Genomic DNA, 19,694 nt, shown 5'->3' with positions numbered 1-19,694 from the left:
TCAGGCCGCCTGCGCCCCGGCCAGGGCCATCAGCTCGGGCAGCACCTGCACCCGCTCCAGCGCCTGCGCAGAGGCCGCCGTGCCGCGCAGCACGCGCCCCTTCACCCCGTGAAAGATCGCCGCGATGCGAAAGAACGAGAACGCCGCGTAGAATTTGTAATCCGGGATGCTCGCGCGCCCGGTATTGGCGCAATAGGCGGCGATGTAGTCTGCCTCGGCGGGAATGTTGAGCGCGGCGAGATCCGCGCCCTTCAGCCCCGCCACGATATGCGGCGGCATGCGGTACATCATGGCGTGATAGGCGAAATCAGCCAGCGGGTGGCCGAGGGTTGAGAGCTCCCAGTCCAGCACGGCGAGCACGCGCGGCTCGGTGGGGTGGAAGATCATGTTGTCGCACCGGAAATCGCCATGGACCAGGCTGGTGGTGTCGTCAGCGGGGATATGGGCGCGCAGCCAGCTGATCAGCCGGTCCATGTTGGCGTCGCGCCCGGCCTCATGGTCTGCCTCATACTGCCCGGCCCAGCGTTCGATCTGGCGGGAGAAATAATTCCCCGTGCGGCCGAAATCACCCAGACCGAGCGCCGTGTAATCAGCCTTGTGGAGCGCGGCGATGGCGCCGTTCATCGCGGCGAAATAGGCGGGGCGGGATGCGCGCGCGACATCGGGGAAGGTCGCGTCCCAGAAGATCCGCCCTTCCACCATCTCCATGATGAAAAACCAGGTGCCGAGCACGCTCTCATCGGTGCAGAGGCCAAAGACGCGGGGCACCGGCAGGCCGGAGCCGGAGAGCGCGCTCAGCACCCGCGCCTCGCGCTCCACCGCGTGGGCGCCCTTGAGCAACTGCCCCGGCGGCTTGCGGCGCAGCACATAGCGCCGCCCGGGTGTGACGAGCTGGTAGGTGGGGTTGGACTGCCCGCCCCTGAACTGGCGTACGCTGAGCGGCCCGGAAAACCCTTCGACATGCGCTTCCATCCACCCGGCCAGACGAGCTTCATCGAAGCCGAAGCCGGGGCGGACCGCGGTGGTCCCCTCGTTTTCAGTCCCGCTCATGGCTGCTTCGCGTGGTCGCGGCGGATTTTGCGCGCGAGAGACCATTTATGCACCTCGGTCGGACCGTCATAAATCCGGAACGCGCGGATTTCACGGAATACCTGCTCGACGATCGTATCCCCGGTGACGCCGGTGCCGCCCATCACCTGGACGCAGCGATCGGCGATGGCAAAGAGTAGTTCGGAGACCGCAACCTTGGTCATGGAGCTCTCCACCGTGCCGGATTCGCCAGTATCGAGCACATCGGCGCACCAGTCGATCATCAGCTCCGCCTGCTTCAGCGCGATGAGGTTTTCCGCCAGCATGAAGCCCACGCCCTCATGCTCAATGAGTTTTTTGCCGAAGGCCTCGCGCGTGCAGGCGTATTGGCTGGCGATCTCCTGCGCGCGCGCGGCGGTGCCCCACCAGCGCATGCAATGCGAAAGCCGCGCGGGCGAGAGGCGGACCTGGGCGTATTTGAAGCCCTCGTCCACCTCGCCCAGAACATTGGCGGCCGGGACGCGCAGATTTTCGATGTCGAGCACCGCATGGCCGCCGGGCATGGAGCTGTCGATGGTGTTCAGGATGCGCTCGATGCGGATGGCCGGGTGCGGGAGCCTGACGAGGAACATGGTGGCGGCCGGGCGCTCGCCGTCGCGCGTGCGGGCCATCACGATGCCGGTATGCGCGCCGTCAAACCCGGTGATGAAAGCCTTGCGGCCGTTGATGACCCATTCATCGCCCGCGCGCACCGCGTGGGTTTTGAGCATCGAGGGGTCGGAGCCGGCGCCGCCCTCGGCGGCGGGTTCGGTCATCAGGAAGGCTGAGCGCGCCCGCCCCTCGACGACGGGCTGCAGGAATTCCGCCTTTTGCGCGGCGCTGGCCACGCGGCCCATGAGGAACATGTTGCCTTCATCGGGGGCCGCGGTGTTGCACGCCAGCGGGCCAAGCGGCGAGAGGCCGGATTTTTTGAGGATGGCGGCGGTTTCACGCTGGGTGAGATGCGCGCCGCCGGGGCGGATGTGCGGGGTGAGCACCCCGGCCGCGCGGGCTTTCTCGCGCAGTTCCAGCACCAGTGAATCGAGCGGGCCGTGCGGGCCGCGGCGCGGGTCTGTCTCATAGGGGATCACCACCTCGCGCACGAAGCGCTCGACATCGCGCGTCAGCCGGGCGGCCAGTTCGGGGTCTGGGTTGGACATCCGATTAACTCCTTACAACGTGTTGACGAGGTGTCCGCCATCGACGGCGAGCACCGCGCCGCTCATATAGGCCGACGCCTCGGAGGCGAGTAGCAGCAGCGGCCCGTCAAGCTCCGCGAGTTGGCCGAGGCGGCGCGCGGGAATGCGCTTAATCAGCGCCTGGCCGGTTTCGGTTTCCCAGAATTCGCGGTTGAGCGCGGTGTCCAGGTAGCCCGGCGCCAGGGCGTTCACGCGGATATTGTAGCGCGCCAGCTCCAGGGCGAGGGTTTTGGTCATCTGCACCACGCCTGCCTTGGAGATGGCATAGGGCGCCACACCGCCCGCCTGGCGCAACCCCAGGATGGAGGCGATGTTGACGATGGCTCCCCCGCGCCCATGCGCCTTCATCGCCCGCGCCGCTGCCTGCGCGAGGAGGAACATGCCTTTGAGGTTGGTGTCGATCACCGTGTCCCAGTCCTCTTCGGTTTGGGCCAGAGCGGGGGCGCTGCGCACGATGCCGGCGTTGTTGATCAGCACGTCCACCTGCGCGATGGCCGGGGCGAGTGCCGCCACCGAGGCTGAGGAGGTGACATCCACCGGGAGGGCGGTGACCGTGGCGCCAAGGCGGCGCGCGGCTTCGGCGGTCTCCTCCAGCGCGCCCTGGCGCCGCGCCGCCAGGATGAGGCTGGCCCCCGCCTTGGCCAGAACGGTGGCGAAATGCGCGCCAAGCCCCGAGGAGGCGCCGGTTACCAGCACTGTTTTGCCGGTGAGGCCGAAGAGGGTGCTCACGCTATTGCGCCGAGTAGCCGCCGTCGGCGGTGTAATAGGCGCCGGTGACGAAACTTGCCTTATCGGAGGCGAGCCACAGCGCCACTTCGGCGATCTCCTGCGCGGTGCCCCAGCGCCCCAGGGCGTGCTTGGCGGCGATGGCGTCAATGCTCGCCTGATCGAGCGAGGCCGCCATGGGGGTGGCGATGAAACCCGGCCCGACGGCATTCACGCGCACCTTCTGCCCGGCGGCTTCAAGCGCCGCGGCGCGGGTGAGCCCGACGCAGCCATGTTTGGAGGCGACATAAGGGGCGGAATTGGGGATGGCGACGCTGCCGAGGACGCTGGCGATGTTGACGATGGCCCCGCCCCCGGCGGCCGCGATGGCGGGGATCTGTGCGCGCATGCCGAGGAACACGCCGGTGAGGTTGACCGCGATGACGCGGCCCCAGTCTTCATCGGTGGTCTCGGTGAGCGCGCGCCCGCCCCCGGCGATGCCGGCATTGTTGCAGGCGATGTGCAGCGCGCCGAAATGCTGATGCGCCGCGGCGACCAGCGCCACATGCCCCGCCGCTTCCGCGACGTCAGCCTTCACGAACACGGCCTGTCCGCCTGCAGCCTCGATTGCCGCCACGGTCCCGGCGCCCAGGGCCGCATTCACATCCGAGATCACCAGCCGGGCGCCCTCGCGCGCGTAGCTCTCCGCGATGGCCCGGCCAATTCCCGCGCCCGAGCCGGTCACCAGCGCCACTTTTCCAGTCAGCATCGTCATTCATCCCCCCATTTTCATTTTATATTGGGCCGTTCAGGCCATGGACATACCGCCGTCGCAAACAAACTCCGAGCCTGTTGAATAGCTGCTGTCATCCGAGGCGAGGAACAGCGCCATGGCGGCGACGTCATCGGCCGTGGCAAGACGGCCGAGCGGCGTGCCGGCGGCAACGCCCGCCAGCGCCGCGCCCTGGATCTGGGCGGTGAGCATGGGCGTATCCACCCCGCCGGGATGGATGGAGTTGACCCGCACCTTGAAGGGGGCCAGCTCGGTGGCGGCGCATTTGGTCATGCCGCGCACCGCCCATTTGGTGCCGGAATAGGCGATGTTGTTGGGCGAACCGAGCAGCCCGCCGACCGAGGAGATGTTGATGATGCTGCCCGCACCTTGCGCCTTCATCACCGGCGCGGCCGCGCGCATGCCCAGAAACACGCCGAGCTGATTGATGCGCACGGTCTGCTCGAACATGGCGACGCTGGTTTCCTCCAGCGGCGCCATTTTGAATATCCCGGCGTTGTTCACCAGCACATCCAACCGCCCGAAACGCTTGATGGCCTGCTCCACCGCCGTGCTCCAGCCTGCCTCATCGGTCACATCAAGCTGGAGTGTGAGGACGCCGGGCGCGGCGGCGAGGGGGGCTACATCCGCCAGAACGAGCTGTGCGCCCTGGCTGGCGAAGAGCTTCGCCGTGGCGGCGCCGATGCCGCCGGCCGCGCCAGTGATGAGCGCCACCTTGCCGTCAAGTCTCCCCATTATGAAAATCCTTTTTTGTTTTGCTTGCTTGATTGAATATGCGCGGATGGCGCGCCGGGCCGGGTGCGGCCGCCTTAAGGGTTGGGGCGCGGCGCGGCGGGGTTGTTGGCGAGGTAGTAGTCGACCCATTTATGGAACACCTGATTGCCGCGCTCGTTGCGGCCGAACACGACATGCTCGAGCGCGCCGGAGGCCAGGCCCTCCTGCACTCTCAAGCCCAGCATGTAATCTTCCTCGTTCACCACATCGCAGATGAACTGGCTGAAGCTCTGCAGGCGCGCTTCTTCTTCCTCGTTCTTTGGCGGAATCTTGGCCAGATAATGCAGCACCGTCCGATTCTCGCCGGCGGTGGGGCCGGGCAGGAGTTGGGCGATCTGCGTCAGCTCCGGCGCCACGAAAATAGACACATTGGGGAAGAGCGTGCGCACGAAATCATAACCGTCGTTTTCATGTTGACCCCATTCCTCGCGCGGCAGATCCTTCAGCTTGCCGATGCTGAAGGTCGGGTAGCCGACGCGCATATGGGGGCCGAAAACATCAAAATGCATGATGTTGGTGTAGGAGCGGGGCGCGATGGTCTTGGGGTGGGCGGCGGAGAAGTGATACCCCTCCAGATAGCCGTCGTAGGCGATCTTCCAGTTGGCGCCGTGGATCTCCTTGGACCCGACGTAATACCAATCCTTGAACTTCTGCCCTTCGAGATCCTCGAGCATGCCGCCCAGGAAGGAGGTCATGTCCATCTCCACCCCAGGGGTGAGGGCCACGAAGATGAGCCCGGCCGCTTCCTGGCAGGGCAGGGCGGTAAGGTTGAGGGTGCTGGCATCAACCTCGCCGAATTTGGCGCGCTCGGCGATGCCGAGCAGCCGCCCGTCGTTTGAATAGGTCCAGGCATGGTAGGCGCAGGAGAAACGGCTGCAGTTGCCGGATTTTTCCATAGCCAGCTTGTTGCCGCGATGGGCGCAGACATTCAGGAACGCGCGCGCCACGCCATCCTTCCCGCGGGTGAGGAGCACGGGCTTGCCGACCATGGTAAGCGTCTTGAAATCGCCGGGCTTGGGCATCTCGATGGTGAGCGCGGCAAGCAGCGGCAGCCGCTTGAAGATGAGGTCGAGCTCCCGCTCGAAAATCTCGGGGTCGGTGTAGTTTTTCACAGGCACGGGCATCACGCCATCGGCAAGATCGGTGGTGTGGTTGTCAACGTAGGAGATCATTGCCTCCGCCGCGTTCCCATAAGCTTGGATAAGGCTCATCTTGGACGGTGTTCCTTCCTTTGTGCGCCGGTGGTTGGCGTATTTTTTGTATACAAAAGACTTTTAGTATTATATTTATCTGCGTGTAAATCGTCAAATAAAAATGCCGGCGGCATCGCCGGGGCGAAAACGGAAGAAACATCTTGACCCATGTTGATGAAAATCGCGAATCCGGGCCAGCCTGCCGCCGGTTTGTTGGAGCGGGATACGCAGGGGCAGCTTGGGGCGCGGCCGGCAAAATCTGCGAAATAGAGTTTGGGGAGAGATCCGGGAGTTCGAATCCGGTATTTCGCGCAGGCGGGGGCGCATTATCTCGGTAGTTGATTTGAAAATTATATACAAAACTCTATTATATGTGTAATCTGAAGCAACATAAAAAATATTGAAAGGAACGCCCGTGCCTGATGATACCGTTTCTCCGCCGCCCATGGTGGCACGTTGCCCCGGTATTTCCTGGGATGACCTGATGGCCAGCGACACGCGCGGCGCGCCGGAGTTTTTGAAACGCGATGATTATGTCTATCTCGGCTCCGAGCCGCTGGATGTGGAGCGTTATATCAGCCCGGATGTTTTCCGCGCCGAGTGCGAGAAGATGTGGCCGCAGGTGTGGCAGTTCGCCGCCCGCGAGGAAGAGCTGCCTGATCCCGGCGATTATGTGGTGTATGAGAACGCCGGGCGCTCTTATCTGGTGACGCGCCAGCAGGATGGCGGCGTGCGGGCGTTTTATAATGTATGCCTGCACCGGGGCCGCAAGTTGCGCACCGAGGACGGCTGCGCGGCGGATTTCAAATGTCCGTTTCACGCTTTTACCTGGGAGATCGACGGCAGTCTGAAGGATATTCCGTGCCGGTGGGATTTTCCGCATCTGACGGATGAGAAGATGCAGCTGCCGGAGGCCACGGTGGCGCGCTGGCAGGGGTTCATTTTCATCCGCGAGGCCAAGGAGGGGCCAAGCATCGAGGAATATCTCGCGCCGCTGCCCGCGCATTTCAAGGATTGGCATCTGGAGCAATGCTGGACCTCCATCTGGGTTGCGAAAGTTGTTGATGCGAACTGGAAGACCACGGCGGAGGCCTTCATGGAGGCGTGGCATACCATTGAGACGCACCCGCAGTTGATGGATTATCTGGGCGACGCCAACACCAAATATAACATCTATGGCGACAACGTGAATGTCGCGCTGACGCCCTACATCACCAATTCGCCGCATATTCCAGCGGGCACGCTCACCGAGCAGCAGATTGCAGATATCGCCGCCGAGCGCACCGGGCTTGATAAGATGTCAGGCTATGAGCGGGTGATCGTAAAGCCTGGCCAGACCGCGCGGCAGGCCATGGCGGAATATAATCGCCAGCATTACGGAACGGAGCTGGGGTATGATCTCTCCGGCGTATCCGATACGGAGATGGTTGATCTCTTTACCTACAACGTATTCCCCAATTTCTCGCCCTGGGGCGGGCGTTCGCTCAATATCGTATATCGCTGGCGCCCCTGGCCGGACCATGAGCGTTGCCTGATGGAGGTGCGTATTCTCAGCCGCGCGCCGGCCGGAGAAAAACCCGCGCGCGCCGTGCCCATGCACTTGCTGGGCGAGCATGAAGCCTGGGCCGATGCGCCCGAGCTTGGCCGGCTTGGGTTTATTTTCGACCAGGATATGTTCAACCTGCCTTTCGTGCAGGAAGGCATGAAGGCCTCCAAGAACCGCAAATTGGAGCTGGGGGATTATCAGGAAAGCCGCGTGCGCCATTTCGCCCGGACGCTGGACAAGTATCTTGGCTAAGCGCTTAAATATATCGCAAGTTACATATAATCCCGGAAAAACCGGGGTTATATGTATTTTTTTGGAGGTATGAAATAAACCGATGACAAGCGGGGGCGCGGGGTGTAGCCAGATTGTGAACCGCGTGACCAACCCAGGAGTGACAACCAGCCGTGAGCCGCAAGACCCAAGCCCAGCGAGTCCGTGAAATACTTGAGAACGAGATGGCCAGCGGCCAGCTGCCGCCGGGATCGCGGGTTGACGAGGATAGCGTGGCCACCCGGCTTGAAGTTTCGCGCACGCCGGTGCGCGAGGCGGTGCTGCAGATGGTGCAGGATGGGCTTTTGGAAAAACGGCCGCGCCAGGGCGCTTTCGTGCCCAGCCTCGGGCTGCGCGAGATGGTGCAGATGTTCGAGTTCACGGCTGAACTTTCAGGAATTTGCGGCAAATACGCGGCGCGGCGCATGACGCCTGATAATCTGCGTGAACTGCGCGCCATGCATAAAATGATGGAATCCCTGCTCGGCAAGGGCGATATTCACGCCTATGCCGATATGAACACTGATTTTCATGTGTTCATCATGCGCCTCGCCCGTAATAATTATATGTTTGATACAACGCATAATTACGGTCTGCGCTTGCTCGGTTATTTTCGCACGCATCTGTTCTATCCTGGAAAAGCCGAGCAGGATTACCACGACCATTGCACCCTGATGGGCGCGTTCGAACGCCAGGACGGTGATCTCGCCTACGAGTTGCTGCGCCAGCACGCCACCATCCATGGCGATGTGCTCGCCGAGTATCTGCTGCACTCCGAGCCCTCGCCCGTTGCCGCCATGCGGCCCTCGCCCGTTCGCATGCCAAAACCTGCGGCCTGAGGCTTTCAGCCAGTCGTTGCAGGCGCCGCGCGCCGGGGGAGATGCCGCCCATATGGGTAACCCCCTGCCCGTGGCACGGATAAATCCGCCGGACCCCTTTTTGTACCGATAAACCTTGTGCTTGGCCGGTTGCGCGCCGGCCGCGGCGGCATGCCGTTCCGCCGGGGTGTATCTGGGCCGTTTGCACACAGATTTTTTGCGCCCATACAAAGCTTGGCCATTTTTATATATGTACAACTACATTTTTGTATATTAAAACGTGGCTAACGATACAGTACCGCCTGCGCCAAAACAAATATGCGGGCGCGTGTGAGGGAGCGAACAGAATGACAGCTAGAATCGAGCAGCTGGTTGTGGCCGGCGGGGCGGGATGCACATGCAGCTAAGCCGTGAACAATTGCTCCAGGCTTTTCGCAGCATGGTGAAGATCCGGGAGTTCGAGGAGCGTCTGCACATCGAAAATCCCAAAGGTGAAATCCCGGGATTTCTGCATCTTTACGCCGGGCAGGAAGCGGTTGCGGCGGGTTTGTGCGAACAATTGACCGAGCGTGATTATATCATCAGCACCCATCGCGGCCATGGCCACTGCATTGCCAAGGGCTGCGACATTCCGGCCATGATGCTGGAAATTTATGGCCGCGCCGAGGGACTTTGCAACGGCAAGGGCGGCTCGATGCACATTGCGGACGTGACCAAGGGCATGCTTGGCGCCAATGGCATCGTCGGCGGCGGGCAGCCGATTGCGGTTGGCGCGGCGATTGCCTGCAAGATGCGCGGCGATGGTTCCGTGGCCGCCTCTTTCACCGGGGATGGCGCGGCCAACCAGGGCACGGTGTTCGAGGCGATGAACCTTGCGGTTGTGCTCCAGGTGCCAAAAGTATTTGTGTTCGAAATGAATGGCTATTCGGAGCACACCGGCGGCAGTTACTCAACCGGCGCGAAGGATCCGGTGCAGCGCATCCGTAGTTTTGGAATTCCCGTGTTTGAAGCAGATGGATTTGATTTCTTCTCGGTGCATGACGCGGTACGCCAGGCGCTCGAAATTTCACGCAACGGCGGCGGACCCACGGCCGTTTACGCGCAAACAACACGTTATTACGGGCATTTTGAGGGCGACCCGATGCTCTACCGCGCGCCGGGCGAGGTGGAGCGGCTGCGTGCCGGAAACGACTGCCTGCAAAATTTCCGCCGCCGCGTGACGCAGGCCGGGCTTCTGGCGGTGGATGATCTGGACGGAATCGAGATCGAAATCAGGGCGCTGGTCGATCATTCAGTGACGGCGGCGAAAGCGGGGCGCGGGCATGCCCCGGCCGAACTGCTGACCAACGTTTACGCCAGCTACTGAGGAGATCGTCAATGCCGGTCAAGACAATGCGAGAGGCTATCAATGAAGCGCTGCACCAGGAGATGGCGCGCGATCCACGGGTGATCGTGCTGGGGGAGGATGTCTCCGGCGGGGCGGGCGGAACGTCTGGCCAGCGCGAGGCGGCGGGTGGTGTGTTTGGCCTCACCAAGGGGCTGCTGCCGCGTTTTGGCGAGGCGCGGGTGATCGACACGCCGATTTCGGAATCCGCCATCATCGGCGCAGCCAACGGCGCGGCGCTGGCGGGGCTGCGTCCTGTCGCGGAGATCATGTTCGCTGATTTCGTCGGCGTCTGTTTCGATCAGATTCTGAATCAGGCCGCGAAATTCCGTTACATGTTCGGGCCGAACGCGAAGGCGCCGCTGGTCATCCGCATGACCATGGGGGCCGGTATGGGCGCGGCGGCGCAACATTCCCAGACGCTCTATCCCCTCTTTACGGCGATTCCGGGAATCAAGGTGGTGACCCCTTCGAACGCCTATGACGCCAAGGGGCTGATGATCGCCGCGATCCGCGACGATGATCCGGTGATCTTCCTTGAGCATAAGATGCTTTATGGCGAATCCTGCGAGGTGCCTGATGAGCCTTATGCGCTGCCCTTCGGCGAGGCGGCGCTGGTGCGCGCGGGCGATGATGTGACCATTGTGGCCTTTGCCCGCATGGTGAACTTCGCGCGCGCGGCGGCGGAGACGCTGGCGGCTGAGGGCATCCATTGCGATGTGATCGATCCGCGCACGACCTCGCCGCTGGATGAGGATATGATCCTGGAGAGCGTGCGCGCCACCGGGCGGCTTGTGGTGGTTGACGAATCACCGCCGCGCTGCTCGCTTGCCGCTGATGTTGCCGCGATGGTAGCAGAGCGTGCCTTTGGTTATCTCAAGGCGCCGGTGCGCCAGGTCACCGCGCCGCATACGCCGGTACCGTTCGCGGCGGATCTTGAGAACCTTTATATTCCGTCGCCGGAAAAAATCGTCCAGGCCGCGCGCGCCACCATGGCCAGCCGCTAGGAGGGGGAAGATATGCCGCAAATATTTGCCGTGACCATGCCCAAGTGGGGACTGGAAATGACCGAGGGTCAGCTTGCCGCATGGCATGTGGCCGAAGGCGCTGCCGTGGCCAAGGGCGTTGAGCTCGCCGATATCGAGACCGCCAAAATCGTCAACACGCTTGAGTGTGAGGACGATGGTGTTGTGGCGCGTCTGCTCGGCAAGGCCGGCGAGATTTACCCTGTGGGCGCGTTGCTGGCGGTGATTGCACCGGCGGGCGTGAACGCCGCGGAAGTTGACACCTTCATTGCGCAGAAAACCGGCGCCGCGTTGCAGGAGGCGGCACCTGTGCCGCAGGTGGCCGCGCAAGAGCCCGCAGCCCCCAAGGCGACGCCGCTTGCCAAGCGGGCGGCGGTTGAGCTTGGCGTGGACCTGGCAGGGCTCACGCCGGAGGGCGCGCGGATTCGCCTGGCTGATGTGCAGGCCGCGGCGCAGCCGCCCCGCGCCACGCCGAGGGCCTTGCAGCGCGCCGCCGCGCTGGGCATTTCCCTGGCGGGCATCACCGGCACCGGCCGTCAGGGGCGCATCACCTGGGAGGATATAGAGCCCGGCGCAAATGCCGCCGCGCCCGTATCGCCCAAGGTTGGTGCTGCGGCCCAGCGCGATGAGCTGCTGCCCCTGAGCGGCATGCGCCGCGCCATTGCCAGCACGTTGCAGGCGGCCAAGCAAACGATCCCGCATTTCTACCTGACGATGGATGTGGAGATGGACCGGTTGCTTGCGCTGCGCGCCGAGGTGAACGCGCCGGCAAGTGCTGCAAAATTCTCGGTTAATGATTTTTTGCTGTGCGCCACCGCGAAAAGCCTGACCGCCTGTCCGGATATGAATGTGCATTTCACGCCTGAGGGCATCCGCCGTTTCGCGCGGGTGGATCTGGGCGTCGCCGTTTCCATCGAGGGCGGCCTGCTGGTGCCGGTCATCCGTGATGCGGCGCAGCTCTCGCTCTCCGCTCTCGCGGCCGGCGCGCGCGATCTGGCGGCGAAGGCCCGGGGGCGCGGCCTACAGGCGGAAAATTTGCAAGGCGGCACCTTCACGGTTTCAAACCTCGGCATGTTCGGCGTGCGTCAGTTCGAGGCGATCATCAACCCGCCGCAGGGCGGCATCCTCGCGGTGGGCGCCACCCGGCGCGAGGCGCGCGAGACCAAGGATGGCGGCGTTGGTTTTGTGACGGTACTCTCGGTCACGCTCTCCTGTGACCACCGCGCCATCGACGGCGCGCTTGGCGCCCGGTTCCTGGCTGATTTCAAGGCGCGTGTCGAAGCGCCGCTCTCCCTCCTGGTTTGAGGTTTGATTTGAACGCGATGTCCCACAAGCTTCGTCCACTCTTTGATGCCAAGACTCTTGTCATCGTAGGGGCCAGCCAGAATTATGAGCGTACCGGGGGGATTCCGGTTAATACCGCTCTGCGCCTCGGTTTTGGGCCTGATCGGCTGGCGCTCGTCAATCCGCGCTATCGCGAGATCGCGGGGTTTGCCTGCCATTCTGATATCGCCTCGCTGCCCTTCACGCCGGATCTGGCGGTGCTGGCGGTGCGCGCGAGCGAGACCATGCAGACCTTGCGCGCAGCCCATGCTAAGGGCATCCCCGCTGCCGTTCTGTTTGCTTCAGGTTTTGCCGAGGAACATACCGAGCAGGGCGAGGCGTTGCAGCGCGAGGTGGTTGAATTTGCGCGCGAGACCGGCATGGTCATCTCGGGCCCGAATTGTCTGGGGCATGCCAATTTCCGCACGCAGCTTTTCGCCACCTTCCTGAAGGGATTTGAGACGCCGCAGCCTGCCGGGCCGGTGGGGGTGATCGCGCAAAGCGGCAACATGGCGGCTATTTTCATGATCATGGGCGCGCGCGCCGGGCTTGGCTATTCCTGCTTTGCCAACACCGGCAACGAAGCGTGCGTCGAGTTTTCGGAATATCTTGAGTATCTTGCTGATGATCCTGGAACAAAAGCGGTGCTCGGCTATGTTGAACAGCTGCGCGACGGCCCGCGTTTTCTGGCGGCTGCCGCGCGCATGCGCGAACAGGCCAAGCCATTGTTTCTGCTCAAAGTAGGCGATTCCGAAAAGGCGGCCGAGGCGGCGGCCTCGCACACGGCGGCGATGGCGGGGAATGCGGTTGTCTACAAGGCAGCACTTCGCCAAGCTGGGGCGGCGGTGGGCGGAGATCCTGGCCAGATCATCGACTTCGCGCGCCTGTGGCGCACGGGCCGGCGGCCGGCCGGGCTGCGCACCTGCATCGTCTCCGTCTCGGGGGCCGGGTGCGCCATTCTCTCTGACCGTTTCGCCGAAGCGGGGCTGGAAATTCCCACGCTCCCAGCGGAGGTGCAGGCGAAGCTCGCGGCGCTGCTGCCGCGTTATGGCATGTGGACCAATCCGGTTGATCTGACCGGGCAGGTGACCAATGACCTCAGCTTCTTCACCGCCGCGTTGAATGCGCTGCTCGAGACCGATGCGCTGGATTGCATAGTTTTTTATATCATGGGCTATCTGCTGGATCTGGTGTCCCCCGCGCTCATCGAGGCGGCAGGAAGAACCGGCAAGTTGCTGGTGGCGATTGACCCGACCGGTGCGGAACGCGTGGCGGAGCTGGAGGCGGCCGGTGTGGCCGTGCTGCCTGAAATTGGCCAGACGGCGCGCGCCCTCGGCGGCTATCTGGACTGGGCGGCCCGCTCCCACAAGCCCGGCTGGGTGCCCGTGCCGCATGCGCCGCTCTCCACCGCCCCTTATAGGACGCTGAACGAGGCGGAGGCAAAATCATTCCTCAAGCGCTACGGTCTGCCGGTGGTGGAAGAGCGCATCGCCACCACGGCCGATGAAGCGGTGGCGATGGCGGCAGAGCTTGGCTGCCCCGTTGCGGTGAAGGTGCTGAGCGCCGATATCTTGCACAAGACCGAGGTTGGCGGCGTGCGGCTGGATTTGAAGACGCCTGAGGCGGCGCGTGAGGCTTTCCTGAGCGTCACAGAATCGGCGCGCAAGGCGCTGCCCGATGCGCGCATTGAGGGGGCGACGGTTCAGCAGCAGGTTAGTGAAGGTGTCGGCATGCTGCTGGGCGTCACCCGCGACCCGGTGTTCGGCCCGGTGCTGACAGCGGGCTTGGGTGGCGTGCTGACCGAGCTGTACAAGGACATCTCGCTACGCCTGCTGCCCATAAATCGCGATATTGCCTGTGAGATGCTGCGGGAATTGAAGGCGCACCCGCTGCTCACCGGTTTCCGCGGCGCCAAACCCGCCGATGAGGAAGCGCTGATTGAGGTCATGCTGAAGCTCTCCGATATGGTGATGCAGGCGGGTTCTGCCCTGCGTGATGTTGAAATCAATCCGGTCCTCGTGCGCCCGGACGGGCAGGGGGCGGTTATTGTCGATGCGCTGATCAGCGCGCAAATCTGACGGCCAGGGGGAGTTAGTGATGTCTGCAACCAATAAGCAATGGACTTTAATCCGCCGCCCGGTTGGCGATGATGTTGATGCGTGCTTGCGCTTTGAGGAAAAGCCGAAGCCGGTGGTGCAGCCTGGGCAGATGCTGGTGCGTACCGGATATTTGTCGCTTGATCCGGCCAATCGCTTATGGATGAAGGATGAGCCGAGCTACATGCCGCCGGTACCGCTGGGCGGGCCGATGTATGGCGGCATCATCGGCACGGTTGAGGCCTCCGCGGCGGAGGGTTTCGCGCCGGGCGACCTGGTGACAGGGCTTGGCGGCTGGGCGGAATATCATCTCTTCACCCCTGCCGAGGTGGGGCGCGTAACGCCGGTTGCGGGCGTGCCGCTGAGCGCGTGGATGAGCGTGCTGGGCGCCACCGGGATCACCGCTTATTTCGGCCTTCTCGAGGTTGGCAAGCCCCAGGCTGGCGAAACACTGGTGGTCTCCGCGGCGGCGGGGGCGGTGGGTTCCATCGTTGGGCAGATCGGTAAGATCATGGGCTGTCGCGTGATCGGTATTGCCGGTGGTGCTGAGAAGTGCCGGTATCTGAAAACGCGGTTTGGATTCGATGAAGCCATAGACTACAAAAATGAGGACGTAGCCGCGCGTCTGGCACAGCTGGCGCCGCCGCGTGCGGATGGCGGTGGCGGTGTTGATATGTATTTTGAGAATGTTGGTGGTGAGATCGGCAATGCCGTCATCGAGAACATCGCCCTGCGCGGCCGGGTTATGCTGTGCGGGCTGATTTCGCAGTATAACGCCAGGGAACGAGTGCAGGGTGTGGATTTGACCAAGATCCTGATGCGCCGCGCGACGATCGAGGGCTTCCTGGTGCTTGATTATTTCCCGCGCGCGGCCGAGGCGGTGAGCGCCCTCTCCGGCTGGATACGCTCCGGCCAGCTGGTTTATGACGTTGATGTGCGCGATGGGATCGAAAACACGTTGAGCGTCTTCCAGAGCCTGTTTGCGCCCGGTGGCGGGCATACTGGCAAGTTGATGGTCAGGATCGATCCGGGCGTCGCTTAGCCGCACAGAAAAAGCGCAAAACATTATACAAATGTCTTGCAATATTATTTTCTATTTGGCATTCTTTATATAAATAAATGAAGCTGATTCCGCCCGAGGGGCGGCCGGCGTTGGGGGAGCGGGGGAGGATAGCGGCGATCCCGGTTTCTTTTGGCTTCTGCCTCTTACCGGGGCGGTGGAGAGAGACTGCAATATAAAACAAAAAGGGAAGCGAGGAGCTCAAGGATGATAACCAAACCACATTCTGGGAATAATCTACGGACGCTATTGCTGGGCGGCACGGCCCTGCTAGGCGGATTGTTGATGTCAGGCGCGCCTGCCTGTGCGTTCAATGTATATAGCAATGGCGGCGGCACGGAAATCAGCCTTGATACGACGGCTGAATGGTCCGCCATATACCGCGTGAACAATCCCTCGGCCATTCTCACGAACAATATAAATGGCAATGATGGCGATCTGAATTTCCGCCATGGCATCGTTGACAATACATTTGATCTGCTGCCCGTGCTTGACATCAAGGATGGAAATTACGGCGCGCATGTCAGCGGTGAGTTCTATCTCGACACGCCTTATCTCGGCACGACGCAGAACAACTCGCCCGCGACCTACAATCCCTACTCCACGCCGAGCAATAAGGATTTCACCAGCGCCACGCGCAACATCAACGGCCAGAACGCCGTTCTGCTGGACGCCTTCGTCTATGGCTCGACCTCCTTCGGCCGGGGTGACCAGCAGACCCTCACCGTGAAGCTCGGCCGCCAGACGCTGCTTTGGGGCCAGAGCCTGTTCTTTGCGACCAACGGCATCTCCGCCGGCCAGGCGCCGATTGATGTCATCAAGGCCGAAAGCCTGCCCAACGCCCAGGCGCAGCAGATCTTCCTGCCGGTCGGCCAGGCGGTGGTCACCTATCAGCCGAACATGACCTATACAATCCAGGGTTTTTATCAGTTCGAGTGGGAGCCTGACACGTTCCAGGGCGTGGGCGCTTACTTCTCCAGCGCCGATATCCTCGACAAGGGCGGCCAGCGCCTGATCGCGGGCAACAATGCGTATCTGTACCGCACCAAGGATATCCGGCCGCCGATCAATAACGGCGAATTCGGTCTCTCGGTGCAGGCGACCTACGGCAATTATGACGTTGGCCTCTACGCCGAACGCTTTGATGCGAAAGCGCCATCGCTTTACCTGACCGGCCCGCAGCCTGGCCAGCCGAGCAACTCCGTTGGCAGTTATTATCTGGTTTATCCGCGCGATATTCAGCTCTTTGGCGCGGCATTGTCCACCACGGTTGGGCCGGTGAACGTGGCGGGTGAAATTTCGGGCCGCCGCAATATGCCTCTGGTCAGCGGCGCGGCGTTCACTCCAACCCCCGTGGGCCCGGCCAACGGCGGCGCGCTCTATGCCAAGGGCAGCACGATGGCGGCTCAGGCCTCGTTCATCTATGTCTCGCCCGGCCTTCCGCTCGACCCCGGCGGCATGACGATTGATGGCGAAGTTGCCATGAACCATGTGCTCTCGGTTGACTCCGGCGCCGCCGAATTGACCCCGCATCGCGATGCGACAGGTGCTGCCTTCGACGTTGTGTTCTCGCCAACCTACTACGAGGTTCTGCCCAACCTCACGGTTTCCTTCCCGATCGGCTTCAAGTATAATTTCCTTGGCCGCTCACAGATCGACGCGACCATGAATCACGGCACGGGGACGATTAACTTTGGTGTAACAGGAACCTACCGTTCCGTTTGGACTGCGGGCATAACCTACCAGGAATATCTGGGCCGGCCTGATCCCAGCCTGAACCCGCTGGCGGATCGCGGTTATGTGGCCTTCAATATCCAGCGCACATTCTAACTAAAATATAAATGGCGAGGAACGACGCATGAAGAGAAGAACTTTTAATACCCTGATGACCAGCAGTGCCAGCGCGCTTGCCGCCGGTATGGCGGTGCCGAAAGCGGCCCGCGCGGCCGTGACGCCGGATATGGCGGCGCAGCTGAAAACCACGCTCACCCCCTTTGGCGCCGAGCGCGCCGGCAATGCCGATGGCTCGATTCCCGCCTGGACGGGCGGACTGACCACCACGCCCGACGGCTGGACTCCGGCCCAGCCGATGCCGGACATGTTCAAGTCCGATGCCAAGGTCGTTTCGATCAACGCCAGCAACATGGCCCAGTATGAGGACAAGCTGTGCGAGAGCGTGAAGTTCATGATGAAGAAGTGGCCGGAGTTCCGCATCGATGTGTATCCCACACATCGCACGGCCGCCGCGCCGCAATGGGTGTATGACAATACCTATCAGAACGCGCTGCGCACCAAGCCGGTTCCCGGCGGCTCGCGTCTCGGGTTCGTGGATGCCTACGGCGGCGTCCCCTTCCCGATCCCCGACCAGAGCGACCCGCTGGAAGCCGGAGCACAGGTGATGTGGAACCACAACACCCGCTGGGAGTCCTGCAATTATAACCGCATGATTTCATCATGGGTGGTCAGCCAGGGGCAACTGACGCTGGCGCTGGGCTACCGCAACATTGAGACCAGCCCATATTATCAGCCGGATGGAACGCTTGAAAACTACAACGGCTACATTCGCCAGTATCACGAGCATTTCTACTCCCCGGCGAATTTCAACGGGCAGGAGCTGATCGAGTGGCAGCCCACCAATACCACCAACCAGCCGATGCAGGTCTGGCAGTATCTGGCCGGGCAAGGGCGCGTGCGCAAGGCGCCGGAGCTGACGTATGACACGCCAGCCTCCACGCTGGATGGCATCGGCGGGTACGACGAGTATTATGTGTTTTACGGTGCGCTCGATCGTTACGACTGGAAGCTGCTCGGCAAGCGCGAAGTGTATATCCCCTACAACAACAACGCGCTGTTCCTCTCCACGCCGCAGAATGCACATCAGCCGCACTTCATGAATCCGGATATCGTGCGCTGGGAGCTGCATCGCGTATGGGTTGTTGAAGCCACACTCCACCCGGGCGCGCGCAACGTGCTGCCGCGGCGCGTGTTCTATGTTGATGAAGACACTTGGCATGCCGTGCTGGGCGATGCTTACGATGCCCAGGGCAATCTGTATCATCACCAGATCATGTTCATGGAGACGCGGCCTGATGTGCCCTCCACGGCCTATGGCAACTCGCTGGTTTATAATCTGCAGGCTGATGAATATGTCTCAGGCGGCGGCGCGTGGGATATGCCGGCGCCCTACAACGAGCCCGTGAGCTTCGCGCCGTTGACGCCCAACACGTTCAATCCCCAGACCCTGGGTGCCCAGGACTCCTTCTAAGGCGCTCCTATCCCCGCGGCAGTCAGGGCCCCGATGGTTGCCGCGGGTTTGGTTTTTCTGAAGATTGCAAAAGGAAGCCTGGCGTTGGTTCTCAAGAGTCTCCTGCGTGTGTTATTCAGTATTCTGTTGGCAGCGCCGCCTACTCTGGCGATGGCCGGCACGGGAATCCGCGATCTTGATACCCCGGCGATCAAGCTGAAAGCGCCCGGCAAGATCGTTCTCATCGCGATCACCCGGGCTGGCAACCGGCTGGTGGCGGCTGGCGAGCATGGCGGCATTGTTTATTCTGACGATAACGGAACCAGCTGGACCCAGGCCCAGGTGCCGGTTGATGTGACCATGACCTGCGTTGCCTTCGTTGATGCGCAGCATGGCTGGGCGGCCGGGCATTATGGCGTTATTTTGCATACGAACGACGGCGGCGGAACCTGGCAGGAGCAGTTGAACGGCCTGCAGGCGAATCAGTTGACCATGGACGCCGCGAAGCAGGCCGCGGCCGATGGCGACCAAAGCCCGGGCGCGCCGCTGGCGATGCGCCGCGCGCAGTTCTTTCTTGATGCCGGGCCGGACAAGCCATTTTTTTCCATTCTGGCAACAAGCCCGCAGGATGCGATGGTATTCGGTGCATACCGCATGGTCATGCGTACACAGGACGGTGGCAAGACCTGGCAGGACTGGTCCTTGCACATTGATGACCGGCTGAGTCATAATTTATACGATGTCGCAACGGATGGAAATTCGATCTTCATTGCCGCCGAGACGGGACTAACATTTGTCTCCACCGATGGCGGCACAACTTTTCCCGAGACAACCCAGCCGACTGATGCCAGCCTGTTTGCGGTATCGCCAACGGGTGATGGCGGGATTTTTGTTTGCGGTGTCGCGGGGCGGGCCGCGCTCAGCGAAGATGGCGGGCAGGACTGGACAAAGATTTCAGTCGGCTCAAGCAGTAATCTGACAAGCGCGCATCTGTTGCCCTCGGGCATTCTGGTGGTCACGGCTGAATCCGGGCGTGTGTTCATCAGCCGCGATCATGGCCATAGTTTCACGCAGTTGCCGGATGCGCCGCCGATGTCAGTGTATGATATCACCCAGGCCGCGGATAACGATCTCGTTGCGGTCGGGAGCGGCGGTGTTTCCATTATTCCCGCTAAATTTCTAAATAATTAAGGAAT

The 19,694-nt window shown here is 62.2% G+C and carries 16 protein-coding genes; 10 read left to right on the top strand and 6 right to left on the bottom strand.

Annotated features, from left to right (window positions below; genetic code table 11):
- The 6 genes from HKL97_RS13365 to HKL97_RS13340 form a co-directional block, all read right to left on the bottom strand.
- Complete coding sequence (locus tag HKL97_RS13365; RefSeq protein WP_291426191.1) at window positions 1–1,050, bottom strand: phosphotransferase; 1,050 nt, start codon at window positions 1,048–1,050, stop codon at window positions 1–3.
- Window positions 1,047–2,228, bottom strand: coding sequence for an acyl-CoA dehydrogenase family protein (locus HKL97_RS13360; protein WP_291426189.1), 1,182 nt, complete (start codon window positions 2,226–2,228; stop codon window positions 1,047–1,049). Before HKL97_RS13360 ends, HKL97_RS13365 begins: the two co-directional genes overlap by 4 nt.
- 12 nt (window positions 2,229–2,240) lie before the next feature.
- Window positions 2,241–2,996: an SDR family NAD(P)-dependent oxidoreductase gene (locus HKL97_RS13355; RefSeq protein WP_291426187.1), complete on the bottom strand. Its 756-nt coding sequence runs from the start codon at window positions 2,994–2,996 to the stop codon at window positions 2,241–2,243.
- Between the two features lies 1 nt (window position 2,997).
- Entirely contained in the window at window positions 2,998–3,747 is a 750-nt protein-coding gene (locus tag HKL97_RS13350) for an SDR family NAD(P)-dependent oxidoreductase (RefSeq protein ID WP_291426185.1), read from the bottom strand.
- Window positions 3,748–3,780: 33 nt separating this feature from the next.
- Window positions 3,781–4,500 carry an SDR family NAD(P)-dependent oxidoreductase gene (locus HKL97_RS13345; protein ID WP_291426183.1) on the bottom strand — a complete coding sequence of 240 codons (720 nt, stop codon included), beginning with the start codon at window positions 4,498–4,500 and terminating at the stop codon, window positions 3,781–3,783.
- 74 nt (window positions 4,501–4,574) lie between these two features.
- Complete coding sequence (locus HKL97_RS13340; protein WP_291426181.1) at window positions 4,575–5,750, bottom strand: aromatic ring-hydroxylating dioxygenase subunit alpha; 1,176 nt, start codon at window positions 5,748–5,750, stop codon at window positions 4,575–4,577.
- A gap of 397 nt (window positions 5,751–6,147) precedes the next feature.
- Here HKL97_RS13340 and HKL97_RS13335 point away from each other — a divergent pair, with 397 nt between their 5' ends.
- The 10 genes from HKL97_RS13335 to HKL97_RS13290 all read left to right on the top strand — a co-directional run bounded on the left by HKL97_RS13335 (window position 6,148) and on the right by HKL97_RS13290 (window position 19,689).
- Window positions 6,148–7,530, top strand: a complete 1,383-nt coding sequence (locus tag HKL97_RS13335; RefSeq protein WP_291426179.1) for an aromatic ring-hydroxylating dioxygenase subunit alpha — start codon at window positions 6,148–6,150, stop codon at window positions 7,528–7,530.
- Window positions 7,531–7,682: 152 nt separating this feature from the next.
- On the top strand, window positions 7,683–8,387 hold the full coding sequence (locus HKL97_RS13330) for a GntR family transcriptional regulator (protein WP_291426176.1): 705 nt from the start codon (window positions 7,683–7,685) through the stop codon (window positions 8,385–8,387).
- Window positions 8,388–8,763: 376 nt separating this feature from the next.
- The gene (locus HKL97_RS13325; RefSeq protein ID WP_291426174.1) at window positions 8,764–9,732 is read left to right on the top strand and encodes a thiamine pyrophosphate-dependent dehydrogenase E1 component subunit alpha; all 969 of its coding nucleotides are present in this window, start codon (window positions 8,764–8,766) and stop codon (window positions 9,730–9,732) included.
- 11 nt (window positions 9,733–9,743) lie between these two features.
- On the top strand, window positions 9,744–10,757 hold the full coding sequence (locus HKL97_RS13320; protein WP_291426172.1) for an alpha-ketoacid dehydrogenase subunit beta: 1,014 nt from the start codon (window positions 9,744–9,746) through the stop codon (window positions 10,755–10,757).
- A gap of 12 nt (window positions 10,758–10,769) precedes the next feature.
- Complete coding sequence (locus tag HKL97_RS13315; RefSeq protein WP_291426170.1) at window positions 10,770–12,080, top strand: dihydrolipoamide acetyltransferase family protein; 1,311 nt, start codon at window positions 10,770–10,772, stop codon at window positions 12,078–12,080.
- 17 nt (window positions 12,081–12,097) lie between these two features.
- Entirely contained in the window at window positions 12,098–14,176 is a 2,079-nt protein-coding gene (locus HKL97_RS13310) for an acetate--CoA ligase family protein (protein WP_291426234.1), read from the top strand.
- Between the two features lie 19 nt (window positions 14,177–14,195).
- Window positions 14,196–15,236 carry an NADP-dependent oxidoreductase gene (locus HKL97_RS13305; protein ID WP_291426168.1) on the top strand — a complete coding sequence of 347 codons (1,041 nt, stop codon included), beginning with the start codon at window positions 14,196–14,198 and terminating at the stop codon, window positions 15,234–15,236.
- Between the two features lie 225 nt (window positions 15,237–15,461).
- Window positions 15,462–17,084 carry a DUF1302 domain-containing protein gene (locus tag HKL97_RS13300; RefSeq protein ID WP_291426166.1) on the top strand — a complete coding sequence of 541 codons (1,623 nt, stop codon included), beginning with the start codon at window positions 15,462–15,464 and terminating at the stop codon, window positions 17,082–17,084.
- A gap of 28 nt (window positions 17,085–17,112) precedes the next feature.
- Window positions 17,113–18,519: a DUF1329 domain-containing protein gene (locus HKL97_RS13295; RefSeq protein ID WP_291426164.1), complete on the top strand. Its 1,407-nt coding sequence runs from the start codon at window positions 17,113–17,115 to the stop codon at window positions 18,517–18,519.
- Window positions 18,520–18,627: 108 nt separating this feature from the next.
- Entirely contained in the window at window positions 18,628–19,689 is a 1,062-nt protein-coding gene (locus HKL97_RS13290) for a YCF48-related protein (protein ID WP_291426162.1), read from the top strand.
- Window positions 19,690–19,694: the final 5 nt, after the last annotated feature.

The organism is Acidocella sp., from assembly GCF_013044125.1.
Classification (GTDB): domain Bacteria; phylum Pseudomonadota; class Alphaproteobacteria; order Acetobacterales; family Acetobacteraceae; genus Acidocella.
This window is presented reverse-complemented; position numbering and strand designations above follow the sequence as displayed.

What these genes read in the sequence shown, in the direction of transcription:
- HKL97_RS13360 (WP_291426189.1), bottom strand. Translation starts at nt 2,228, where the DNA reads ATGTCCAACCCAGACCCCGAACTGGCCGCCCGGCTGACGCGCGATGTC.
- HKL97_RS13295 (WP_291426164.1), top strand. Translation starts at nt 17,113, where the DNA reads ATGAAGAGAAGAACTTTTAATACCCTGATGACCAGCAGTGCCAGCGCG.
- HKL97_RS13345 (WP_291426183.1), bottom strand. Translation starts at nt 4,500, where the DNA reads ATGGGGAGACTTGACGGCAAGGTGGCGCTCATCACTGGCGCGGCCGGC.
- HKL97_RS13365 (WP_291426191.1), bottom strand. Translation starts at nt 1,050, where the DNA reads ATGAGCGGGACTGAAAACGAGGGGACCACCGCGGTCCGCCCCGGCTTC.
- HKL97_RS13310 (WP_291426234.1), top strand. Translation starts at nt 12,098, where the DNA reads ATGTCCCACAAGCTTCGTCCACTCTTTGATGCCAAGACTCTTGTCATC.
- HKL97_RS13305 (WP_291426168.1), top strand. Translation starts at nt 14,196, where the DNA reads ATGTCTGCAACCAATAAGCAATGGACTTTAATCCGCCGCCCGGTTGGC.
- HKL97_RS13350 (WP_291426185.1), bottom strand. Translation starts at nt 3,747, where the DNA reads ATGACGATGCTGACTGGAAAAGTGGCGCTGGTGACCGGCTCGGGCGCG.
- HKL97_RS13320 (WP_291426172.1), top strand. Translation starts at nt 9,744, where the DNA reads ATGCCGGTCAAGACAATGCGAGAGGCTATCAATGAAGCGCTGCACCAG.
- HKL97_RS13315 (WP_291426170.1), top strand. Translation starts at nt 10,770, where the DNA reads ATGCCGCAAATATTTGCCGTGACCATGCCCAAGTGGGGACTGGAAATG.
- HKL97_RS13340 (WP_291426181.1), bottom strand. Translation starts at nt 5,750, where the DNA reads ATGAGCCTTATCCAAGCTTATGGGAACGCGGCGGAGGCAATGATCTCC.
- HKL97_RS13300 (WP_291426166.1), top strand. Translation starts at nt 15,462, where the DNA reads ATGATAACCAAACCACATTCTGGGAATAATCTACGGACGCTATTGCTG.
- HKL97_RS13325 (WP_291426174.1), top strand. Translation starts at nt 8,764, where the DNA reads ATGCAGCTAAGCCGTGAACAATTGCTCCAGGCTTTTCGCAGCATGGTG.